We start from the raw sequence: 19,652 nt of genomic DNA, 5'->3' as shown, positions 1-19,652 counted from the left end.
TTTGCTGATTACGTCACTTGACCTAGACCAGCAACATCTTTATAACTAACCGGGTCTTATAAAAGAGAATTAATATGTCAGCTAAACATCCTATTATTGCAATAACCGGCTCTTCAGGTGCGGGGACAACTACCACCACGAATGCAATTAAACATATTTTTCGTAGCCTTAACATTAGTGCGGCTTTTATCGAAGGGGATAGCTTTCATCGTTACACTCGCCCTGAAATGGAAAAAAAAGTACGTGACGCGCAACAAGAAGGCAAACATATTAGCTACTTTGGCCGCGAAGCCAACGACTTTGGTTTACTAGAAACCCTATTTGATAGCTACGGTGAAACCGGCCAAGGTAAACTGCGTCGTTATTTACATACCTTTGACGAAGCGGTGCCTTACAACCAATTGCCCGGCACATTTACTCCGTGGCAAAACCTAGAGCAAAATACCGATTTATTATTTTACGAAGGATTGCATGGCGCTGTTGTAGATCAAGAGCACAATGTGGATGTAGCAAAACATGTAGATTTACTTATTGGTATGGTGCCCATTATCAACCTTGAGTGGATCCAAAAGCTGATCCGCGACACCTCTGATCGTGGTCACTCACGCGAAGCGGTAATGGGATCTATAGTGCGCAGTATGGACGATTATATTAACCATATTACTCCACAATTTTCACGCACCCATATTAACTTTCAACGAGTCCCTACCGTAGATACCTCTAACCCGTTCAGCGCAAAAGACATTCCATCACTCGATGAAAGCTTTGTGGTGATCCGCTTTAGGGGCATTGAAGATGTCGATTTTCCGTACTATTTACAGATGATCCAAGGTAGCTTTATGTCGCGTATTAATACCTTGGTAGTGCCTGGCGGTAAAATGGGCTTGGCAATGGAGTTGGTACTTACCCCACTCATTAAAGATATTATTTTAAAAAAACGAGCATTAGAAAACCTAGCACCACTGGATTTACCTATTTGATATTGGATAACCCACAGCCCTTTTTTGTTAAAGCCAACTCACGTACACTGCTGATTTTGCTTAAAGTGAGATCAGCATGTCGCAACCATTAAAAGTTATTGTGGGCTCTAAAAACCCAGTAAAAATAAATGCTGCTAAGTGCATTTTTAGCATATATTTTCCAGAGCGTGACATTGACTGCCAAGGTGTAAATGCTCCCTCGGGTGTGCCTGATCAACCTATTGGTGAAGAGCAAACTCGCATTGGCGCACAAAACCGAGTGAATTACTGCAAAGAGCACTACCAAGCCCACTATTATGTGGCCATGGAAGGCGGTGCAGAGCAATTTAGTTACGGTGCCGCAACCTTTGCCTATGTAGTTATCGATAACGCGGTAAATCAAGTTGTAGGACGCAGTAGCAACCTACCTTTGCCGCAAATACTGTATAACGCATTACTTAATGGTGCAGAGCTTGGCGATGTTATGGATAAGACTTTTAATACCACCAATATAAAGCAGCAAGGCGGCGCTATTGGTTTACTCACTAATAACCACGCCACCCGCGAAAGTACCTATACTCAGGCACTTACTTTGGCCATGGCACCTTTTTTACATTCAGCGCTTTATTGCCAAACAAATTAATTTTAGGAAGTTTAATGAAATACAGTTACGTGCTGTTTGATGCAGACGAAACCTTGTTTAGATTTGATATTTTAGCGGGCATGACTCGCATGTTTAAAACATATAACGTAGATTTTAGCCAAGCCGACTATCTTCATTATCAAAAAACCAATAAGCAACTATGGGTTGATTACCAAAATGGCGACATTAGTGCCGACTACTTGCAGGTTACTCGCTTTAGCGAATGGGCTACTAAACTAAATGTGCCAGCAAAAGAGCTTAATGATGCATTTTTAGATGCTATGGCAGAAATATGCGAGCCGCTACCCGGTGCCATAGAGCTGTTAAATAAACTTAAGCCCCACGCTAAGTTAGGTATTATTACTAATGGTTTTGCACGTTTACAAACCGTGCGCCTTGAGCATACTGGTTTAAAAGATATGTTTGAATGGTTAGTCATTTCTGAATTAGTGGGCATAGCTAAGCCTAATAAAGCTATTTTTGACCATACCTTTGAATTAATGGGTAACCCAGATAAAAGCCAAATATTAATGGTTGGCGATACTGCCACAAGCGATATTTTAGGCGGTAATAATGCGGGGATTGATACCTGCTGGTTACAACACCCAAACGAGCAGTTGCCCGAGGGTATAAAGCCTACCTATACCGTTACTCATTTGAAGCAGTTACAAAGTATTTTAGAGCTGTAGGTAGCTACGCACTTAAAGTATTTTCAATAGGCAAAAAAAATGACGCTAATTAGCGTCATTTTTTATAACTGTGTGAGCAATAAATTAGGCTGGCGCTAATTCAAGGCCGGGTGCAGGCATCGTTACAGGCGTTTCAAAGGTTGCCCACTCCCATGCTGACTCAGTAGCCATTAATTTACGTAGTAATTTATTATTTAAATCGTGACCCGATTTAAATGCAGTTACTTTACCTAAAATGTTATGACCTGTCATAAACATGTCACCAACACAGTCTAATATCTTATGCTTAACAAACTCATCGCTGTAGCGTAAACCGTTTGGATTTAACACTTTAAACTCATCAAGTACTACTGCGCTATCCATGCTGCCACCTAATGCTAGGTTGTTAGCATGCATATATTCAATGTCTTTCATAAAACCAAAAGTACGTGCACGGCTAATTTCTTCAATAAAGCTTTTCGTCGTAATATCTAAACCAATACGTTGGCGACTTTCATTGATAGCTGGGTGATCAAAGGCAATTTCAAAGTCGATATGAAAACCGTCATACGGTTCTAACTCGGCCCATTTATCGCCTTCTTCAATACGTACTTTTTCTTTAATACGAATAAAGCGTTTTGCTGCATTTTGCTCTTCAATACCGCCTTTTTGTAACAAATAAATGAATGGTAATGCACTACCATCCATTATTGGCACTTCTGAGCTATCTAATTCTACAATTAGATTATCAATACCCATTGCAGCAACAGCGGCAATAAGATGCTCAGTAGTTGATAAGCGAACACCATCTTTGTTAATTAAACAGGTACATAATTGCGTATCACCAACGGCTTCAGGTGTTGTTTCAAAATCAACAACCGGATCAAGGTCGACACGACGAAATACAATCCCAGTATTTGCGCTCGCAGGTCGGAGAGTTATTGTGACCTTCTCACCTTTATGAAGTCCAATTCCTATGGCTTTGACTACTTGTGCAATCGTTCGCTGTTTAATCATAGGTTCGCTCACTTAAATTCAGTTACAGTTAGACGGCGGATACTAACATAAATACGCCGCAATTGCAATATTCGTTCACATTTCAAACGAAATACTGTTTATATTAATCAGCTTGTTTACGTAAAAAAGCAGGAATATCAAAATAATCTCCGCCTTCTGACTTATCTGATTTTTTGTTACTTGGCGCTGCAGCACTCGTTGTGCTTTTGTTAGCACTAGATGAAGTTGTTTTTTCGTCACTTTCAACTTGCGTCTTTGCTGTGTTTTCTTCAGCGCTTGTGCCTTGGCTTGCAAAGCTTGGTACGTACATGCTGCTACTTTGGTTTGAAGTGCTGGCTACATCAGAACCTGATGCTTTTTTAAAGCCATTATCAACAATGCCAAACTGCGGACGACGATCGCCACCTAAGCCAGTTGCAACTACAGTTACACGTAATTCATCGGTCATTTCAGGGTCAATTACTGCACCTACAACCACAGTAGCGTTTTCTGATGCCAATGCTTTTACGTGGTTACCAACGATCTCAAATTCTTCAATCGCAATGTCCATACCCGCAGTAATATTAACCAAGATACCTTTAGCACCAGTTAAATCTACGTCTTCAAGTAATGGGCTTGAGATAGCCGCTTCTGCTGCTTCTTGTGCACGATCAGGACCTGATGCAGACGCTGTACCCATCATTGCAGGACCCATTGCTGACATTACTGTACGTACGTCGGCGAAATCCACGTTGATCAGACCAGAGCGAGTAATTAACTCTGCAATACCCTGAACCGCACCAAATAATACGTCGTTAGCTTTAGCGAAGGCATCTAAAAGTGTAGTCCCTTTTCCTAAAACTTTAAGCAGTTTATTGTTTGGAATTGTAATAAGTGAATCTACAATTTCTGACAATTCATTAATGCCTTGTTCAGCAGCTGCAGCTCGCTTTTTACCTTCAAAGTCAAAAGGACGTGTAACTACTGCTACGGTTAAAATACCAAGCTCTTTTGCAATTTTTGCCACTACAGGCGCTGCACCAGTACCAGTACCGCCGCCCATACCTGCTGCAATAAATACCATGTCGGCACCTTCAAGGCTGGCACGAATTGTATCAGCATCTTCTTCAGCTGATTGACGACCTATTTCAGGGTTTGCACCGGCTCCTAACCCTGAGGTTATTTGCGTGCCTAATTGTACAGTAACGTGCGCTGCTGAGTTACGTAATGCTTGTGCGTCTGTATTAGCAGCAATAAAGCATACGCCTTCAATTTGCTGTTTTACCATGTGCTCAACAGCGTTACCGCCGCCGCCGCCCACGCCAATTACTTTTATTACAGCTTCTTCGCTATGTTGTTCCATCATATCAAACATGTTTACTCTCCGACTTGAGTACTAAAACTCGCCTTGGAACCACTTAGTAATGCGGCTCCATAAATTATTATTCCCTTCTGCTTTCAACTTTTGTGCATTCATTGATTGCATGGTACGCCCGTATTGTAACAAACCAACAGCGGTTGCGTACGAAGGATCGTCCACATAGTCTGTCAAACCAACTATCCCAATTGGTTTGCCTATTCTTACCGGCATTTGGAAAATATCTTCTGCTACTTCCATTGCGCCGGCCATTTTAGCAGTTCCGCCTGTGATAACGAGACCTGCTGCAATTTGGTCTTCTAACCCTGAGCGACGAATTTCTTCCATCGCTAATTCAAATAATTCTCTAAATCTTGGCTCTACCACTTCCGATAATGTATGACGCGACATTAATCTAGCTGGGCGTCCGCCTACACTCGGTACTTCTATGGTGTCTTCATTACTGGCCATTTGGCTACTAGCACAGGCGTATTGTACTTTGAGTGCCTCTGCATGTGATATAGGTGTGCGAAATATTTTTGCTATATCGCCAGTTACTTGGTTACCCGCCACCGGAATAACCGCTGAGTGACGCAGTGCACCATTAATGTATATAGTGATATCCATAGTGCCACCACCAATATCAAGTACTGCTACTCCCAGCTCTTTTTCATCATCGGTCAGTACCGAGTAACATGAGGCAAGTGCAGTAAAAATAAGCTGGTCAACTTCAAGCCCACAACGCTGTACACATTTTTCGATATTTTTTGCCATATCGTTTGAGCACGTAATAATGTGAGCACGTGCTTCCATACGTACGCCGCTCATACCGAGTGGATTTTTAATCCCCTCTTGCATGTCGATACTGTATTCTTGTGGTAACGCATGTAGCATTTTACGCTCTGCTGAAATAGGCACTGAGCGGGCAATATGAATCACATTTTCAATGTCTTCATCGGTTACTTCGGTGTTGTTAATTGCTACTACACCGCTTTCGTTTTGGCATTGTATATGCTTGCCAGAGATACCAAGGTACACTGAGCTAATACGACAATCAGCCATCAATTCGGCTTCGTCTATGGCTCGGCGAATAGACTCAGATACTAAGTTTAAATCGTTTACGCCGCCTTTATCCATACCTCGGGATATTTGCGTGCCTACACCAACAATACTGAGTTTGTTGTCTGCGGTGATTTCACCTACCGTTGCAATCACTTTTGAGGTGCCAACGTCTAATCCAATCACTAGGTTTCTTTCTGCTGACTTAGTCATGCCTTACTCTTATTTTGTAATTGTTCTTCTTGCAATGGCTTAAAGCTGACTGCAAGGCCAGTATCGTAGCGTAAATCGATTGCATCTATTTGAGCATCTGCACGCTTTTCCATGCGTGGATAAACGTCTATAAAACGCTGTACACGCTTAGCTTTGTCTTTGCGCCCTAAATTTAAGCGCACTCCATTATCTAGCCACAACTGCCATGAGAAACGCTCCGATAACGCTAAACTTTTTAACGTTAATGCGTTTACTTTTAGCATTTCGTCAAATTGCTGAAACGCAATCCATGCTTCTTGCTCACTGCCCTCTGGGCCATATAGTTGAGGTAAGTTTTTACTTAACTTATTACTTTTAGCTTCAAATGCATCGCCGTTTTGATTAAGTAACAAGTCACTATTCCAATGCGCAACAGCGCGGTGCTCAACTACATAAACTTGCAGTGTGTCGGGCCATTGTTTACGCACCGATACACTTGCCACCCAAGGTAAATCTTGTACCAATTGCTGTACATGCTTTACATTAAGGTCAAAAAAGCTAGTTAAATCTGCTTTTTTAATCGCCCTAATAATAGCGATTTCGTCGGTATATTTAGGATTACCCTGCACCATTAAGTGTTTAATTTGGGCATCTTTATTTTCTACCAACCAATCCGATACACCTGTAGTAATTTGCACTAAGCCGATTACCACAGCTAGAAAAAAACTCACCCCAAAAATTAGCGACCAGTTAAGTTGCTGTTTGATTTGTAGCGTTTTTTCTAAAAGGGGATGCATATTAAAGTGTTTGCTCCAAAATGCGAACAACTAATTGCTCAAAACTTGCACCATGTGCTTTTGCCGCCATAGGTACAAGCGACTTTTCGGTCATACCGGGTACTGTATTTACTTCTAATAAGTAAAAATCACCTTGCTGATCTTGCATTGCATCTACGCGTCCCCAGCCGCTAGCACCTACTAAATCAAATGCATCGAGTGCCATTGCTTGTAAATGCTCGGTATCTGCAGGCGATAAATCTGCCGGGCAATGATACTGCGTGGTGGTTGCCTGATATTTAGCTTGGTAATCATAAAAACCATTGGGGGTTGTCATTTCGATTACTGGCAACACTTCATCGCCTAATACCGTTATGGTAAATTCGCGGCCACTGATCCACTGTTCAACTAGCACTTGGCTATCAAACTTAAACGCATTACTCAGTGCATCTTCAAGCTCTTGTGGCGTGCTTGCTTGTGCCATACCAATACTTGAGCCTTCGTGTGACGGCTTTACCATCACTTTTTTAAATTGCTGCATTATTGCCGCTGCATCAAAGCCTTTTTTGGCATCAACCACGGTATAAGGAGCGGTACTTAACCCTGCCGATTTAAATAAATGCTTACAACGCACTTTATCCATAGCCAGCGCTGAGCCTAGTACGTTACTGCCAGTATACGGCAGGTTCATAAATTCAAGCGCACCTTGCACTGTACCGTCTTCGCCACCACGACCATGCAGTGCAATGAACACTCTATCAATTGCTAACTCATTTAGCTCCCATAACGGGCGCTCTTTTGGGTCAAAGGCAATGGCGTTTATGCCATGATTTTGCAATGCATTTAATACCGCTTGTCCTGATCTTAATGACACTTCACGCTCTGCTGAGTTACCCCCTAACAGCACCGCTACTTTACCAAACTGCGTATTTAACTGTGTCATACTTCACCTTGTTTAAGTTTTTCTATCGACATACCCGTAGCGGCTAAGGTTTTTACTAATTGCCCTATGTTGCCAGCCCCTTGGGTTAATACTAAATCGTTATTTTGTAAGCAATCAGCTAATACGCTTGCCAACTCTGCGCTATTAGCTACGTGGCGGGGCTCTTTACCGCGCTGGCGTAAACTACGGCATAAGCTTTTACTATCTGCGCCTACAATTGGCTCTTCGCCAGCACTGTATACATCGAGTAGTAACAACTGATCAACCTCGGCTAATACCTTTACAAAATCCTCGTACAAGTCGCGAGTACGAGTAAAGCGATGAGGTTGATACACCATAACTAAACGCTTATCTGGCCAGCCTTCACGAGCAGCGGTAATAGTGGCGGCCACTTCTGACGGATGATGCCCATAATCGTCAACTAACATTACGCTGCCACGTTCGTTTTCAAATTCACCGTAGTGCTGAAAACGTCGGCCAATACCTTCAAATTTTTGCAATGCTTCTAAAATAGCGAAATTAGCAATATTTTGATCTTTTGCTACCGCTATAGCTGCAGTGGCATTAAGTGCATTATGCTTGCCTGGCATATTTAGCGTTGCGGTTAAGCTCTCGCCTTGTTTATTGGTTACCGTAAACTTGCACGTGTTTGCCGACTGGCTAAAGTCGCTCATGCGATAATCCGCATCGCTCGACTCGCCATAAGTAATCACTGGGCGACCAAAACGCGGTATAAGCTCGCTCGCGACTTCAGAGTCAATACACACTACAGCTAAGCCATAAAACGGCAGGTTATGAATAAAGTCCACATAAGTGTCTTTCATTTTTTCTAGGCTGCCGCCATAGGTTTCCATGTGATCTTCTTCAATATTAGTGATCACCGATACCATTGGCTGTAAGTGTAAAAATGAGGCATCGCTTTCATCCGCTTCGGCGATTAAAAAGTCGCTTTTACCTACTTTTGCATTGCTGCCGGCACTATTTAACAAGCCACCAATTATAAATGTTGGATCAAGGCCAGCTTGTGCATAAATACTGGCAATTAAACTGGTTGTTGTAGTTTTACCGTGTGTACCCGCAATAGCTATACCGTGGCGAAAGCGCATTAGCTCAGCGAGCATTTCGGCGCGGCGTACCACAGGTACTCTTGCGACCTTTGCGGCTATAATTTCTGGATTTGTTTCATCAATAGCACTGGAAACAACCACTACATTGGCATCTTTTACGTTATTTTCGTGATGCCCAATAAACACCTCTGCACCGGCTTTAATTAACCTGTCTGTCATAGCGCTGTGCGCAATGTCTGAACCGGTAATCCTATAACCTTCAAACGCGAGTACTTCGGCAATGCCGCCCATGCCTGCGCCGCCAATACCAACAAAGTGGATGGTTTCAATGCGACGCATTGCTGGTCGTGTATATTGCTCTCTTATTGACGTTTGTTTCACTTATGCTCTCTTATTGGTTACTTGCTCACAGTGCATAGCTACGCTTGCTGTGGCATCTAAAATGGCTTGCTGTTTTGCATTTGCCGCCATTTCTTTAATTAATGAAGGTTTAGCTAAATATGGGCTTAAAAGCGCAACAATTGATTGTTGATTAAACTGCCCTTGTGGCATTAGTAATGCACCATTTGCCACAACTAAATACTGTGCGTTAGCTGTTTGATGGTCGTCCACCGCATGCGGAAAAGGAACAAACACTGCCATTTTACCAGCAGCGGCAATTTCACTCACAGTGAGCGCGCCCGAGCGGCAAATAACAATATCAGCCCAGCCGTAAGCTGTGTCTATATCATCTATAAATTCAGCTACTTTTGTATTTTCAGTGCTAAATTTATGCGACTTATAAGCAGCTTCAACACTGCCTAAGTGCCCTTTACCCGTTTGGTGCCAAACACTTATAGCATTGGTATTACCCAGCTCTGCAAACGCAGCAGGCAAAGTTGTATTAAGTACTTGCGCTCCTAATGAGCCGCCTACCACTAAAATATTAATTGGGCTTGATACTTCTCGCACTGCAATATTTGCCACGCTTTCTCGCACTGGATTACCAACTAACTCGGCTTGCCCTGTAGCAAATGCACTTGGAAAAGCCGCCAATACCCGATTAGCAAACTTAGCAAGCCACTTATTGCTCATACCGGCAATGGCATTTTGCTCATGGATCACCAGCGGAATACCTAAACTTTTAGCTGCAATACCTGTTGGGCCAGTTACATAACCGCCCATAGCGAGTACCACATCGGGCTTTTCGCTTTTCAATACTTTACGCGCTTGTAATATTGCATTAAGCACCATGAATGGGGCTTTAATAAGACGCTTTATTCCGTTACCACGTACGCCTTTTACATTAATAAAATTGATATCAATATTATGCTTAGGAACAACCGTTGCTTCCATTCTATCGGGAGTGCCTATCCAACTTACTTGCCAGCCTTGCTGCTTTAAGTAGTCGGCCACAGCAATACCCGGAAATATATGTCCGCCAGTACCACCGGCAACTACAACACACTTTTTACTCATCGCTTAGCTCCACCTGACGTGGCTTGTTTGGTCGCCATTTTAGTTTCAAAATCAACACGTAATAAAATACCAGCAGCAATTGTCATCATGAGTAAACTCGACCCACCGTAAGAAATAAACGGCAGTGTTAACCCTTTAGTAGGTAAAATACCCGCACTTGCGCCTACGTTCACCATGGTTTGAAAAGCAAACCAAATACCTATTGCCAACGCTAAATAGCCTTCGTATTCTTTACCATTTTTAAGCGCATTTTGGCCAATTAGTAAGGCTCTAAACACTAAGGTGCCTAATACTATTAATATGCTCGATACACCAACAAAACCAAGCTCTTCGGCTATTACCGCAAAAATAAAATCGGTATGCGCCTCGGGTAAGTATTGTAGCTTTTGTACGCTGTTACCTAGGCCTTGGCCAAACCAATCACCTTGACTGTAAGCCATTAACGATTGCACTAACTGATACCCTTTGCCAAATGGATCGTCCCACGGTTCTAAAAAGCCAATAACCCGCGCCATACGGTATGGTTCTAGCACTATTAGCCCGATAACCAAGGCAACACCGGTTAGAATTAATACAAAAAACTGCCAAAGTTTGGCTCCAGCTAAAAACAATAAACCCACGGTAGTTACAAACATAACGACCACAGTACCTAAGTCAGGCTGCATTAAAATTAATCCTGCATAAGCCGCAAATACTAGTATTGGCTTAATAAAACCTTTTATGTTTTCTTGGACTTCGCTACGTTTACGCACCAAATAACCTGATATATAACTAAAAAAGAATAGCTTAGCCAGCTCAGATGCCTGAATGTTAAACGGCCCTATGGGTATCCAACGAGTTGAACCGTTTACTTCTCGGCCAACAATAAGCACTATAAGTAATAAGCCTAAACCCACTAACAACAAGTACGGATTCGCTTTTTTCCACCAGCTCATAGGCACTGAAGTGGTGATCCAAAATAAACAAAACGACAAAGCTAAAAATATACCGTGCCGAATAGTAAAATGATAAATATTACCAAATAATCTGTCTGCTGTAGGCATAGATGCACTGGTAACCATGACAAAACCCACCCCCATTAACATCAGCATGCAATACAATAATGGTACATCGTAGAGCTGCGCCGAAGGCTTGGGCGTTAGTGCTTCTTTAATATCGGCAAAGGCCATCATGGCTGTTCCGCCATAACACATTGTATAAAGTCATCGCCGCGTTGCATGTAGTTATTGTACATATCAATACTGGCACAAGCTGGGGCAAGTAACACAATATTACCGGGCTCGCTTAATTGCTTAGCCAGTGTTACCGCTTCGCTCATATTATTGGTTAAATGGCTTTTATTGGTTAATGCCATTAAATCTTTGGCATCTTTTCCAAAGCAAATTAGCGCTTTAACATGCTGCTGTAAGTAAGGTGTAAGGGCGTTTAAATCGGCCCCTTTTGCATCCCCACCAGCAATAACTATTAATTGTTGACCATTAGTTGCAAGGCTATCTATTGCAGCAATAGTAGCCCCCACATTAGTGGCTTTAGAGTCATTAAAGTATTTAACTCCAGCACGTTCAGCAACAAACTGACAGCGGTGTGCAAGGCCATTGAATTGGCTAAATGCTGTACTGTATTGTGTTTTACTAATATTAAACGGGCTAAGTAGCGCCATTACCGCAAGAGCATTTAAAAAATTGTGCTTGCCTACTACTGCCAAGCTAGTTACTGGTAAAAAGGCTTTGTTAGCCTGCATAAAATATGTTTGTTGCTGATATTCGCCTAGGCTGTAATCGCCCTGGTTAGCACCAAAACTTAATTGGGATTTTGCTTTACTATGCGTGGCTTCGTCGTCTGCATTGGTTATCACTAAAGCTGCGTTATTATAAATACTCAGCTTGGAATCTATATAAGCTTGATAACTGGCGTAACGATCGAGGTGATCCTCTGAAACATTCAGCACGGTGGCGCTAATTGGCTGTAAACTTGTTGTGGTATCTAGCTGAAAACTAGACAACTCCAATACGTACACATCAACGTCGTTGTTACTTAAATCACTTTGTAGTAAATCAAGCACTGCGGTGCCAATGTTGCCACCTAATGCTGCTTTATAGCCAGCAGCAAGTAATACCTGCTGCGCCAGTGTGACTACTGTGGATTTACCATTAGATCCCGTAACAGCAACCACAGGTTTAGTATTGATGCGGGCAAACAACTCAACATCACCAATCACTTCAACGCCTGCGTTTATAGCTTTAGCAATTGCTGGAATTGTTAAGCTAAGGCCTGGGCTAATAATGATCATATCGCTGGCGCAAAGATCGGCACTGTCCAAATCACCAAAACGGGTAGTTAAGGTTGGCGTATTTTGTTTTAGCCAATCAATTCCCGGTGGGTTTATTCGGCTATCAACCACGGTTGGTGTTAAACCCTGAGACACTAAAAAACGCACAATGCCCAGACCGGTTACACCGAGTCCGAGCACTGTTATTTGTTTGTTTTTTATCTCACTTAAGTATCGCATTTATCGAATCTTTAACGTCGCAAGGCCAGCTAACACTAGCACGATTGAAATAATCCAAAAGCGCACAATAACCCGCGGCTCTGGCCAACCTTTTAATTCGTAATGATGATGGATAGGCGCCATTCTAAAAATTCGTTGCCCGCGTAATTTATACGAGCCTACTTGTAAAATAACCGACAAGGCTTCCATTACAAATACCCCCCCCATAATAATAAGCAGTAACTCTTGGCGAACTAATACGGCAATAATACCCAATGCACCGCCTAATGCTAATGAGCCTACATCGCCCATAAATACTTGCGCTGGGTAAGTGTTAAACCATAAAAAGCCCAGCCCTGCGCCTACTATTGCGGTACATACCACAACAAGCTCACTGGCCAGCGGTAAATATGGAATATGTAAGTAATTCGAAAAATTCACATTACCAGTTAAGTAAGCAATAATTGCCAGTGCTGCTGCCACTAAAATAGTGGGTACTATGGCAAGGCCATCAAGTCCATCGGTAAGGTTTACCGCGTTTGATGTTCCTACTAACGCAAAGTAGGTAATAACAATGTAAAACAAGCCTAGTTGCGGTAATACATCTTTAAAAAATGGTACAACTAACGAAGTTTCATTGGCTTGAGTGCTGGTAAAAAATAATGCACAAGCAACAACTAAGGCTATAACTGATTGCCAAAAATACTTCCACTTAGCAATTAAACCTTTAGGGTCTTTACGAATAACTTTTCGGTAGTCATCCACAAAGCCAACCACTCCTAACGAGCCAATAACAAATAACGTTGCCCAAACATATTTATTTGATAAATCGGCCCATAATAAGGTACTGGTAAAAATAGCCGCTAAAATCAGTAAGCCACCCATAGTAGGTGTTCCCGATTTTGATAAATGCGATTGTGGACCGTCATCGCGCACTGTTTGCCCTATTTGCATACGTTGCAAAGCGCGAATTAACTTAGGCCCTAAATAAAGCGACATCATTAATGCGGTTAAAATCCCTAAAATCGCACGTAGGGTTAAGTACGAAAAAACATTAAAGCCCGTGTAATATTGGGTTAAATACTCTGCCAGCCAAACTAACATTAAAATACTCCATTGATGGCTTGTTGCTGGCCATTAACTAAATCGGTTACTAAAAGCTCCATGCGAGAACTGCGTGATCCCTTCACGACTATGGTGGTTTTTTTATCTACTTTTTTAATACTTGTTTGAATTTGTTGCAGCATTTGCTCACGGTTTGAAAAGTGCCTATTTGGCAGGCCATACACATCACTGGCATAGCGACTTAATACACCTAAAGTAAACAGCTCATTGATGCCTTGCTCTAATGCATATTCGCCTACTTCTTGATGATATTGACGTGCTTCTTCGCCAAGTTCACCCATGTCGCCCAGTGCTAAAATACGATGCCCTTGCATGTCACTTAGTAAATCAATGGCGGCTTTAACCGATTTAACATTGGCGTTATAGGTATCATCAACCACAGTTAATAAGTCTGAAACATTAATTAAATTAACGCGGCCTTTTACATCTCCCATGGTTGCCAGCGCATTGGCTATATCCTCAAGGGTGACATCAAACTCACTGGTTAGTGCTGCTGCAATAAGTGCATTACTAATATTATGCTTACCTGGTAGCGCAAGCTTAACCGGTATTTGTGCGTTTTTAGTGCATAGGGTAAAGCTAGCGCGAGCATTTTCATCTAGGCTAATATTTTCAGCCCAAATATCGAGTTTTTCACTGCTCGAAAAACGCGTTACTTTACGGCCATCGAGTTTATCTAGCCAATATTGGCTAAACTCACTGTCGCAATTAACAATGGCAACGCCATCATCTTTAAGCCCATCAAAAATTTCGCCTTTGGCTTTAGCCACACCCATTAAGCTGCCAAAACCTTCTAAGTGAGCGGCGGCTACATTACATACCACAGCAACATCGGGTTTGGTCATAGCGGTGGTATAAGCAATTTCACCTAAATGATTTGCACCCAACTCTATAACGGCAAAACGGTGTTGCGGCTCTAAGCGTAACAAGGTTAGCGGTACGCCAATATCGTTATTAAAATTACCTTTAGTGGCTAGTACATCACCATGCACAGATAAAATTGCAGCGCACATTTCTTTTACAGTGGTTTTGCCAACGCTGCCAGTAATGGCAATAGTTTTAGGGGCTACTTGCGCCATTACTGCGCCGCCTATAATTCCCAATGCTAAACGGGTATCGGCAACTATAAACTGTGGAATATCAACATCAACTTTGTGCTGCACAATAACGCCAATCGCGCCATTTTGTTTTGCTTGGGCAATAAATTTATGACCATCAAAATTTGGCCCTTTTAGTGCTAAAAACACTTCACCACTGCAAATGCTGCGAGTATCTGTATTTATATTTAGCACTGGTTGATTATCACCTTGATAATCGGTTGCCAGCACGTTAGCTAGCCAATCAAAATCCATCGGGATCATGCTTGAGTCCCTCTTACTGCTTTTTTTAGTTGTTGTTGTACGTAACGGCGATCGCAAAAATCGATGCGCTGATCACCTATTATTTGATAGTCTTCATGGCCTTTACCAGCAATAAGAATAACCTCGTCTGCTTTGGCATTGCTTATAGCGTAACTAATAGCTGTTGCTCTATCGGCCTCTAAATAAGCTTTTGTTGGCTGCGCTAAACCTTGTGCTACATCGGCAATAATGGCGTCAGGATTTTCTGAACGTGGATTATCACTGGTAATAATAACCTTATCCGCATTTTGCTCTGCCGCTTGTGCCATTAATGCCCGCTTGCCTTTATCGCGGTCGCCACCACAACCAAATACACAACTTACTCCACCAGGTACATGCTGCTGTAATGCTTGCAGCGCAAGCGCAAGCGCCTCGGGTGTGTGAGCGTAATCAACAATACAGGTTGGCTTGCCTTTGGCGCTAAATGCTTGCATGCGTCCGGCTACCGGTTGCAATTGCGCACAGCCTGCAATTAATTGTGCTAGCGGATAACCTAGCCCCAATAAAGTTGCAAGTGCCGCAGTTAAATTATATAAATTAAATTCGCCAAATAACGGCGACTTTATAGCAATATCGCCCCAGCTTGTAGTTAATTGTGCTGCTATGCCTTGCGCTGAATAAGTAACGTCTGAAAAGTACACAAACTGTGCATTTTTAGGTGGTAAGTTTTTTCGCCCGTAACACACTAAACTGTTAAAGCTGTATTTTTCGAGCCACTGTTCTGTTTGTCCATCATCTTGATTAAGAACCACAAGTTCAGGCTCAAAGTCTTTAAACAACATTAGCTTAGCATCACCATAACGCGCCATGTCACCATGGTAGTCGAGGTGATCGCGCGATAAATTAGTAAATACCGCCGCTTTAAATTGACACTGTGCAACCCGCTGCTGTACTAATCCGTGGGATGACACTTCCATCGCCACTAGCTTGGTATTTTGCTGCTTTAAATCATTTAAAATTCGTTGTAAATCAACCGACGATGGCGTGGTATTTATTAGTGGTGTTAGATTATCTGGATGACCATAGCCTAAGGTGCCAATAATGGCCGACTGGCTGTTACAAAACTGCGCTAAATGAGCGATCATAGCCGTGGTGGTCGATTTACCGTTTGTACCTGTCACACCAATTAAATCAAGCATGTGGCTTGGCTGCTGGTAAAAGCGACTCGCCAGCTCAGGGAGCTTTTTAGTCAGCTCTGACACTAAGTAAAGTGGCTCAAAACTAGTTTCAAATTCGCATAATCTGTCGGCAATAATTGCAACCGCGCCATTTTCAATTGCCTTCGCAATAAATTGTCCGCCATCTAATTGATGACCTTTAATTGCCACAAATACATCACAGGGCGTTACTTCCCGGCTATCAAGGCGTAGGTGCCCTACCTGCTGCGAGGGGGCATCTATCTCTATATATTTTAAAATTGCTTTTAAATCACGCATCGTTCTCTTTACCTTTTACGTACGCTACCTCTTCCTTATCGGGCGCTACGTTTAATATTCTTAATGCGTTAGAGACGATTTCTGCAAATGCAGGGCCAGCAGTGGCACCTCCATAGTACACATCGCCGCCGGGTTCGTTAATCATCACTACCACTGCTAATCTAGGATTACTTGCAGGTGCAATACCGGCAAAGTAGCCTACATATTCGTCACCGTAGCCACCAACAGCTGCTTTTTTAGAAGTACCTGTTTTACCAGCAGCGCGATAACCATCTACGTTAATTCTGCGCGCTGTACCGTCTTTTTCAAATACACTTTCCATCATGTGTACAACCGCTTCTACGTCTTTTTGTTTAAAAACACGCTCCCCCTCAGGGATGTCATCTTGCTTTAAAATGGTTAATGGCCGATTAATTCCGCCTGCGCCTAACATGGTGTAAAAACGTGCCATTTGCGCGGTACTTACCGCAATAGCATAACCAAATGATAATGTAGCAATTTCGAAGTCAGACCAACGGCGATTTGGATAAAACAACCCACTGCTTTCACCCACCATACCGGTGCCAGAATCCGATCCAAATCCTACCTTTTGAAATAATCCCACTAAATAATCTTTGGGTACCAACTGAGTTACTTTAGCAACGCCCATATTTGAGGAATATTTTAAAATTTCGCGCAGCGTCATCTCACCGTGGTTACGGGTATCTTGTACTAAGCTGCCGCCTAATCGCATCCAACCTGGGTAGGTGTCAATGGTGTCATCGGCCTTAATTGCGCCGTAGTCTAGCCCAGCTAAAATGGCTAGAGGCTTAACGGTTGAACCTGGTTCAAACAAATCTGTAATAGCACGGTTACGGCGCTTATGCGGGGCAGCGTCATTTAAATTATTAGGATTAAACGATGGGCTATTTACCATAGCCAATACTTCGCCGGTTTTAACATCTACCACCATGGCAGAGCCAGATGTGGCTTTATAAGTAAGCACTGCCGATTTTAGCGCTTTGTAAGCAATACCTTGAATGCGCTGATCAATACTTAAGTGAATGCTTTCGGGCTCTACACGCTCTCGCTCGTCAAGTACTGCAACTTCACGGCCTTGGGCGTCTTTACGAATTGTACGACGGCCTTCTTCACCTGTAAGGGCATTTTCGTAAAGCTTTTCTATGCCTTCAATACCCTTACCATCAATATTTGTGAAGCCAATAATATGCGCAGTTACTTCGCCTGCGGGATAATAGCGTTTTGACTCGTCGAGTAAATGAATGCCTGGTAGGCGTAAATCACCAATGTAATTTGCCACTGCGGGGGTTACTTGACGCTTTAAATATACAAAGCGGCGCGTTGGATCGTTTAGCAAGCGTGAGTTTATTTTTTTAGGTTCTAAACGTAAAACATCGGCAAGCTCACGCCAGCGCAAATCGTTTTTATAATAAAGTGCAGTACGCTTATCTAGCTCAGCAGCATTTTCTGCTAATGCTTGGTGATCTTCACCATTTTTACGTGCTTGCCTTAGTACTTTAGATACCAATGATTTGTGCAGTGCTTTGGGGTCTGCATACACACTCACTACAGGTACACTTACCGCTAATTCTTTACCATTGCGGTCAAATATCATGCCTCGTTGTACATGCAGTTTTTCAACTCGCACCGTACGCTTATCGCTTTCTGAGCGGGCTTTATCTGGTTCTAATATTTGCAAATAAGCAGCACGGGCTACCAGTGTTACAAACACTAAAAACACCACTGCGCAAACTAAAGTAAAGCGCCATGTGATTAAATTATTAACCGGTTTTTTGCCGCGAGTTCTCATTGTAGTATTATCACCTGCTCATCTTGGCTGGTTGGCCGTTTCATTTTTAACTGCGATATAGCAACTTCTTCAATGCGTGCATGCTGAGAGTAAAACTCTTCTTCTACTAATAAGTAACGCCACTCTAAATCTAATTCGTCGCGTTGTTGCAGTAACGAGTCTTGCTCGATAAGTTGCCCTCGCGCAAGGTGCGTTATTTGCACCAAAGTTAAACTAGAAGCGAGTATCACAACCAATAAGGCCGAGGTAAGCTTATTAGCACCTAGGCCTTTAATTATTTCAAAAAATAAATTAGGTTGACGATAGCTCGCTTTTTTCCTCATCCCAGCCTCTGCGCAATCCTAAGTACAGAGCTACGTGAACGTGGGTTACGCTCTACTTCTGCAGCGCTTGGCTTAATGGCTTTACCCACAGCTTTTAATGTCAAATTTTGATTTATTTGTGCGTCAGTTAAAGGTAAACCTCGAGGTAGCGTCTCGCCACGGCTTTGCTTTCTAATAAATTGTTTTACAATACGATCCTCTAAAGAGTGGAACGAAATAACAACTAAGCGACCACCTGGCTTAAGAACTTTAATCGCAGATTGTAATGCTGTTTGAATTTCTTCTAATTCACTATTTATATAAATGCGAATAGCCTGAAAAGTTCGTGTAGCTGGGTGTTTAAATTTATCTTTAACCGGTACCGCTTCATCTACCAAGTCGGCAAGCTGCTTAGTGGTGGTAATTGGCGTATGTTCGCGAACTTCCAGCACTTTGTGCGCAATGCGCTTACCAAACTTTTCTTCACCTAGTTTTTTAATAACATGGGTAATATCGTCAAGTTCAGCTTCGGCCAGCCACTGTGCAGCACTGCGCCCTGTGGTTGGATCCATGCGCATATCCAGCGGGCCATCTTTCATAAAGCTAAAGCCACGCAGTGCATCGTCAAGCTGTGGCGACGACACGCCAATATCAAGTAAAATGCCATCAACTTTGCCAATCAGATCGTTCTGCTCAGCCACATCGTATAGGTTTGAAAAGCGTGTATGAGCAATTGCAAAGCGTGGATCATCTGCAAATTTTTCAGCCGATTTAATTGCTTGTGGATCTTGATCTATGGCCTGTAGGCGACCTTCACTACCAAGGCGCGCTAATATTTGACCTGAATGACCGCCACGTCCAAAAGTGCCATCCATGTATATACCGTCTGGCTTAATTGCAAGTGCATCTATGGTTTCGTCCATAAGCACGGATACGTGTTCAAATTGTGCTGTCATTAGCTATTGTTTGCCTT

The 19,652-nt window shown here is 42.6% G+C and carries 18 protein-coding genes; 3 read left to right on the top strand and 15 right to left on the bottom strand.

Translation table 11 applies throughout. From position 1 onward, the window contains the following. Positions 1–74 precede the first annotated feature (74 nt). From H5079_RS09135 to yjjG, 3 genes are all read left to right on the top strand, one after another. Positions 75–980: a phosphoribulokinase gene (locus H5079_RS09135; protein WP_011329143.1), complete on the top strand. Its 906-nt coding sequence runs from the start codon at positions 75–77 to the stop codon at positions 978–980. Between the two features lie 76 nt (positions 981–1,056). Then, a complete protein-coding gene (gene yjjX / locus H5079_RS09130) occupies positions 1,057–1,602 on the top strand; it encodes an inosine/xanthosine triphosphatase (protein WP_089368725.1) in 546 nt (181 codons plus the stop codon). 14 nt (positions 1,603–1,616) lie between these two features. Further along, positions 1,617–2,291 carry a pyrimidine 5'-nucleotidase gene (gene yjjG, locus H5079_RS09125; RefSeq protein WP_011329145.1) on the top strand — a complete coding sequence of 225 codons (675 nt, stop codon included), beginning with the start codon at positions 1,617–1,619 and terminating at the stop codon, positions 2,289–2,291. Between the two features lie 84 nt (positions 2,292–2,375). Here the strand turns inward: yjjG and lpxC are convergent, their stop codons facing one another. The 15 genes from lpxC to rsmH all read right to left on the bottom strand — a co-directional run bounded on the left by lpxC (position 2,376) and on the right by rsmH (position 19,635). Further along, positions 2,376–3,287, bottom strand: coding sequence for a UDP-3-O-acyl-N-acetylglucosamine deacetylase (gene lpxC / locus H5079_RS09120; protein WP_011329146.1), 912 nt, complete (start codon positions 3,285–3,287; stop codon positions 2,376–2,378). 103 nt (positions 3,288–3,390) lie between these two features. Further along, on the bottom strand, positions 3,391–4,641 hold the full coding sequence (gene ftsZ, locus H5079_RS09115) for a cell division protein FtsZ (RefSeq protein ID WP_011329147.1): 1,251 nt from the start codon (positions 4,639–4,641) through the stop codon (positions 3,391–3,393). Positions 4,642–4,662: 21 nt separating this feature from the next. Then, positions 4,663–5,895: a cell division protein FtsA gene (ftsA, locus tag H5079_RS09110; RefSeq protein ID WP_011329148.1), complete on the bottom strand. Its 1,233-nt coding sequence runs from the start codon at positions 5,893–5,895 to the stop codon at positions 4,663–4,665. Further along, the gene (locus tag H5079_RS09105) at positions 5,892–6,671 is read right to left on the bottom strand and encodes a cell division protein FtsQ/DivIB (protein WP_089368728.1); all 780 of its coding nucleotides are present in this window, start codon (positions 6,669–6,671) and stop codon (positions 5,892–5,894) included. The genes ftsA and H5079_RS09105 overlap by 4 nt, the downstream gene beginning before the upstream one ends. A gap of 1 nt (position 6,672) precedes the next feature. After that, positions 6,673–7,593 carry a D-alanine--D-alanine ligase gene (locus H5079_RS09100; RefSeq protein ID WP_089368729.1) on the bottom strand — a complete coding sequence of 307 codons (921 nt, stop codon included), beginning with the start codon at positions 7,591–7,593 and terminating at the stop codon, positions 6,673–6,675. Beyond that, positions 7,590–8,999, bottom strand: a complete 1,410-nt coding sequence (murC, locus tag H5079_RS09095) for a UDP-N-acetylmuramate--L-alanine ligase (RefSeq protein WP_220488968.1) — start codon at positions 8,997–8,999, stop codon at positions 7,590–7,592. Before murC ends, H5079_RS09100 begins: the two co-directional genes overlap by 4 nt. A gap of 42 nt (positions 9,000–9,041) precedes the next feature. After that, entirely contained in the window at positions 9,042–10,118 is a 1,077-nt protein-coding gene (gene murG / locus H5079_RS09090) for an undecaprenyldiphospho-muramoylpentapeptide beta-N-acetylglucosaminyltransferase (protein ID WP_086993258.1), read from the bottom strand. Next, positions 10,115–11,290, bottom strand: coding sequence for a cell division protein FtsW (gene ftsW, locus H5079_RS09085; protein ID WP_041454565.1), 1,176 nt, complete (start codon positions 11,288–11,290; stop codon positions 10,115–10,117). Before ftsW ends, murG begins: the two co-directional genes overlap by 4 nt. Next, a complete protein-coding gene (gene murD, locus H5079_RS09080) occupies positions 11,287–12,627 on the bottom strand; it encodes a UDP-N-acetylmuramoyl-L-alanine--D-glutamate ligase (RefSeq protein WP_182683930.1) in 1,341 nt (446 codons plus the stop codon). Before murD ends, ftsW begins: the two co-directional genes overlap by 4 nt. Continuing rightward, complete coding sequence (gene mraY, locus H5079_RS09075; protein ID WP_011329155.1) at positions 12,628–13,710, bottom strand: phospho-N-acetylmuramoyl-pentapeptide-transferase; 1,083 nt, start codon at positions 13,708–13,710, stop codon at positions 12,628–12,630. Beyond that, complete coding sequence (murF, locus tag H5079_RS09070; protein ID WP_011329156.1) at positions 13,710–15,092, bottom strand: UDP-N-acetylmuramoyl-tripeptide--D-alanyl-D-alanine ligase; 1,383 nt, start codon at positions 15,090–15,092, stop codon at positions 13,710–13,712. Before murF ends, mraY begins: the two co-directional genes overlap by 1 nt. Continuing rightward, on the bottom strand, positions 15,089–16,567 hold the full coding sequence (murE, locus tag H5079_RS09065; protein ID WP_182683929.1) for a UDP-N-acetylmuramoyl-L-alanyl-D-glutamate--2,6-diaminopimelate ligase: 1,479 nt from the start codon (positions 16,565–16,567) through the stop codon (positions 15,089–15,091). Before murE ends, murF begins: the two co-directional genes overlap by 4 nt. Continuing rightward, the gene (locus H5079_RS09060) at positions 16,560–18,377 is read right to left on the bottom strand and encodes a penicillin-binding transpeptidase domain-containing protein (RefSeq protein ID WP_182676487.1); all 1,818 of its coding nucleotides are present in this window, start codon (positions 18,375–18,377) and stop codon (positions 16,560–16,562) included. Before H5079_RS09060 ends, murE begins: the two co-directional genes overlap by 8 nt. Further along, positions 18,374–18,700, bottom strand: coding sequence for a cell division protein FtsL (ftsL, locus tag H5079_RS09055; RefSeq protein WP_086993255.1), 327 nt, complete (start codon positions 18,698–18,700; stop codon positions 18,374–18,376). Before ftsL ends, H5079_RS09060 begins: the two co-directional genes overlap by 4 nt. Then, entirely contained in the window at positions 18,697–19,635 is a 939-nt protein-coding gene (gene rsmH / locus H5079_RS09050) for a 16S rRNA (cytosine(1402)-N(4))-methyltransferase RsmH (RefSeq protein ID WP_089368734.1), read from the bottom strand. The genes ftsL and rsmH overlap by 4 nt, the downstream gene beginning before the upstream one ends. Positions 19,636–19,652 lie beyond the last annotated feature (17 nt).

It is taken from the genome of Pseudoalteromonas sp. SG44-5, from assembly GCF_014164175.1.
Lineage (GTDB): Bacteria > Pseudomonadota > Gammaproteobacteria > Enterobacterales > Alteromonadaceae > Pseudoalteromonas > Pseudoalteromonas nigrifaciens.
The sequence above is the reverse complement of the archived record's forward strand: the minus strand, read 5'-3'. Positions and strand labels throughout refer to the sequence as shown.

Coding starts and splice junctions, on each gene's coding strand:
- H5079_RS09135 (WP_011329143.1), top strand. CDS start 75: ATGTCAGCTAAACATCCTATTATTGCAATAACCGGCTCTTCAGGTGCG.
- yjjX (WP_089368725.1), top strand. CDS start 1,057: ATGTCGCAACCATTAAAAGTTATTGTGGGCTCTAAAAACCCAGTAAAA.
- murC (WP_220488968.1), bottom strand. CDS start 8,999: ATGCGTCGCATTGAAACCATCCACTTTGTTGGTATTGGCGGCGCAGGC.
- murD (WP_182683930.1), bottom strand. CDS start 12,627: ATGCGATACTTAAGTGAGATAAAAAACAAACAAATAACAGTGCTCGGA.
- ftsA (WP_011329148.1), bottom strand. CDS start 5,895: ATGACTAAGTCAGCAGAAAGAAACCTAGTGATTGGATTAGACGTTGGC.
- rsmH (WP_089368734.1), bottom strand. CDS start 19,635: ATGACAGCACAATTTGAACACGTATCCGTGCTTATGGACGAAACCATA.
- murE (WP_182683929.1), bottom strand. CDS start 16,567: ATGCGTGATTTAAAAGCAATTTTAAAATATATAGAGATAGATGCCCCC.
- H5079_RS09100 (WP_089368729.1), bottom strand. CDS start 7,593: ATGACACAGTTAAATACGCAGTTTGGTAAAGTAGCGGTGCTGTTAGGG.
- murF (WP_011329156.1), bottom strand. CDS start 15,092: ATGATCCCGATGGATTTTGATTGGCTAGCTAACGTGCTGGCAACCGAT.
- murG (WP_086993258.1), bottom strand. CDS start 10,118: ATGAGTAAAAAGTGTGTTGTAGTTGCCGGTGGTACTGGCGGACATATA.
- yjjG (WP_011329145.1), top strand. CDS start 1,617: ATGAAATACAGTTACGTGCTGTTTGATGCAGACGAAACCTTGTTTAGA.
- ftsW (WP_041454565.1), bottom strand. CDS start 11,290: ATGATGGCCTTTGCCGATATTAAAGAAGCACTAACGCCCAAGCCTTCG.
- lpxC (WP_011329146.1), bottom strand. CDS start 3,287: ATGATTAAACAGCGAACGATTGCACAAGTAGTCAAAGCCATAGGAATT.
- ftsL (WP_086993255.1), bottom strand. CDS start 18,700: ATGAGGAAAAAAGCGAGCTATCGTCAACCTAATTTATTTTTTGAAATA.
- H5079_RS09060 (WP_182676487.1), bottom strand. CDS start 18,377: ATGAGAACTCGCGGCAAAAAACCGGTTAATAATTTAATCACATGGCGC.
- mraY (WP_011329155.1), bottom strand. CDS start 13,710: ATGTTAGTTTGGCTGGCAGAGTATTTAACCCAATATTACACGGGCTTT.
- ftsZ (WP_011329147.1), bottom strand. CDS start 4,641: ATGTTTGATATGATGGAACAACATAGCGAAGAAGCTGTAATAAAAGTA.
- H5079_RS09105 (WP_089368728.1), bottom strand. CDS start 6,671: ATGCATCCCCTTTTAGAAAAAACGCTACAAATCAAACAGCAACTTAAC.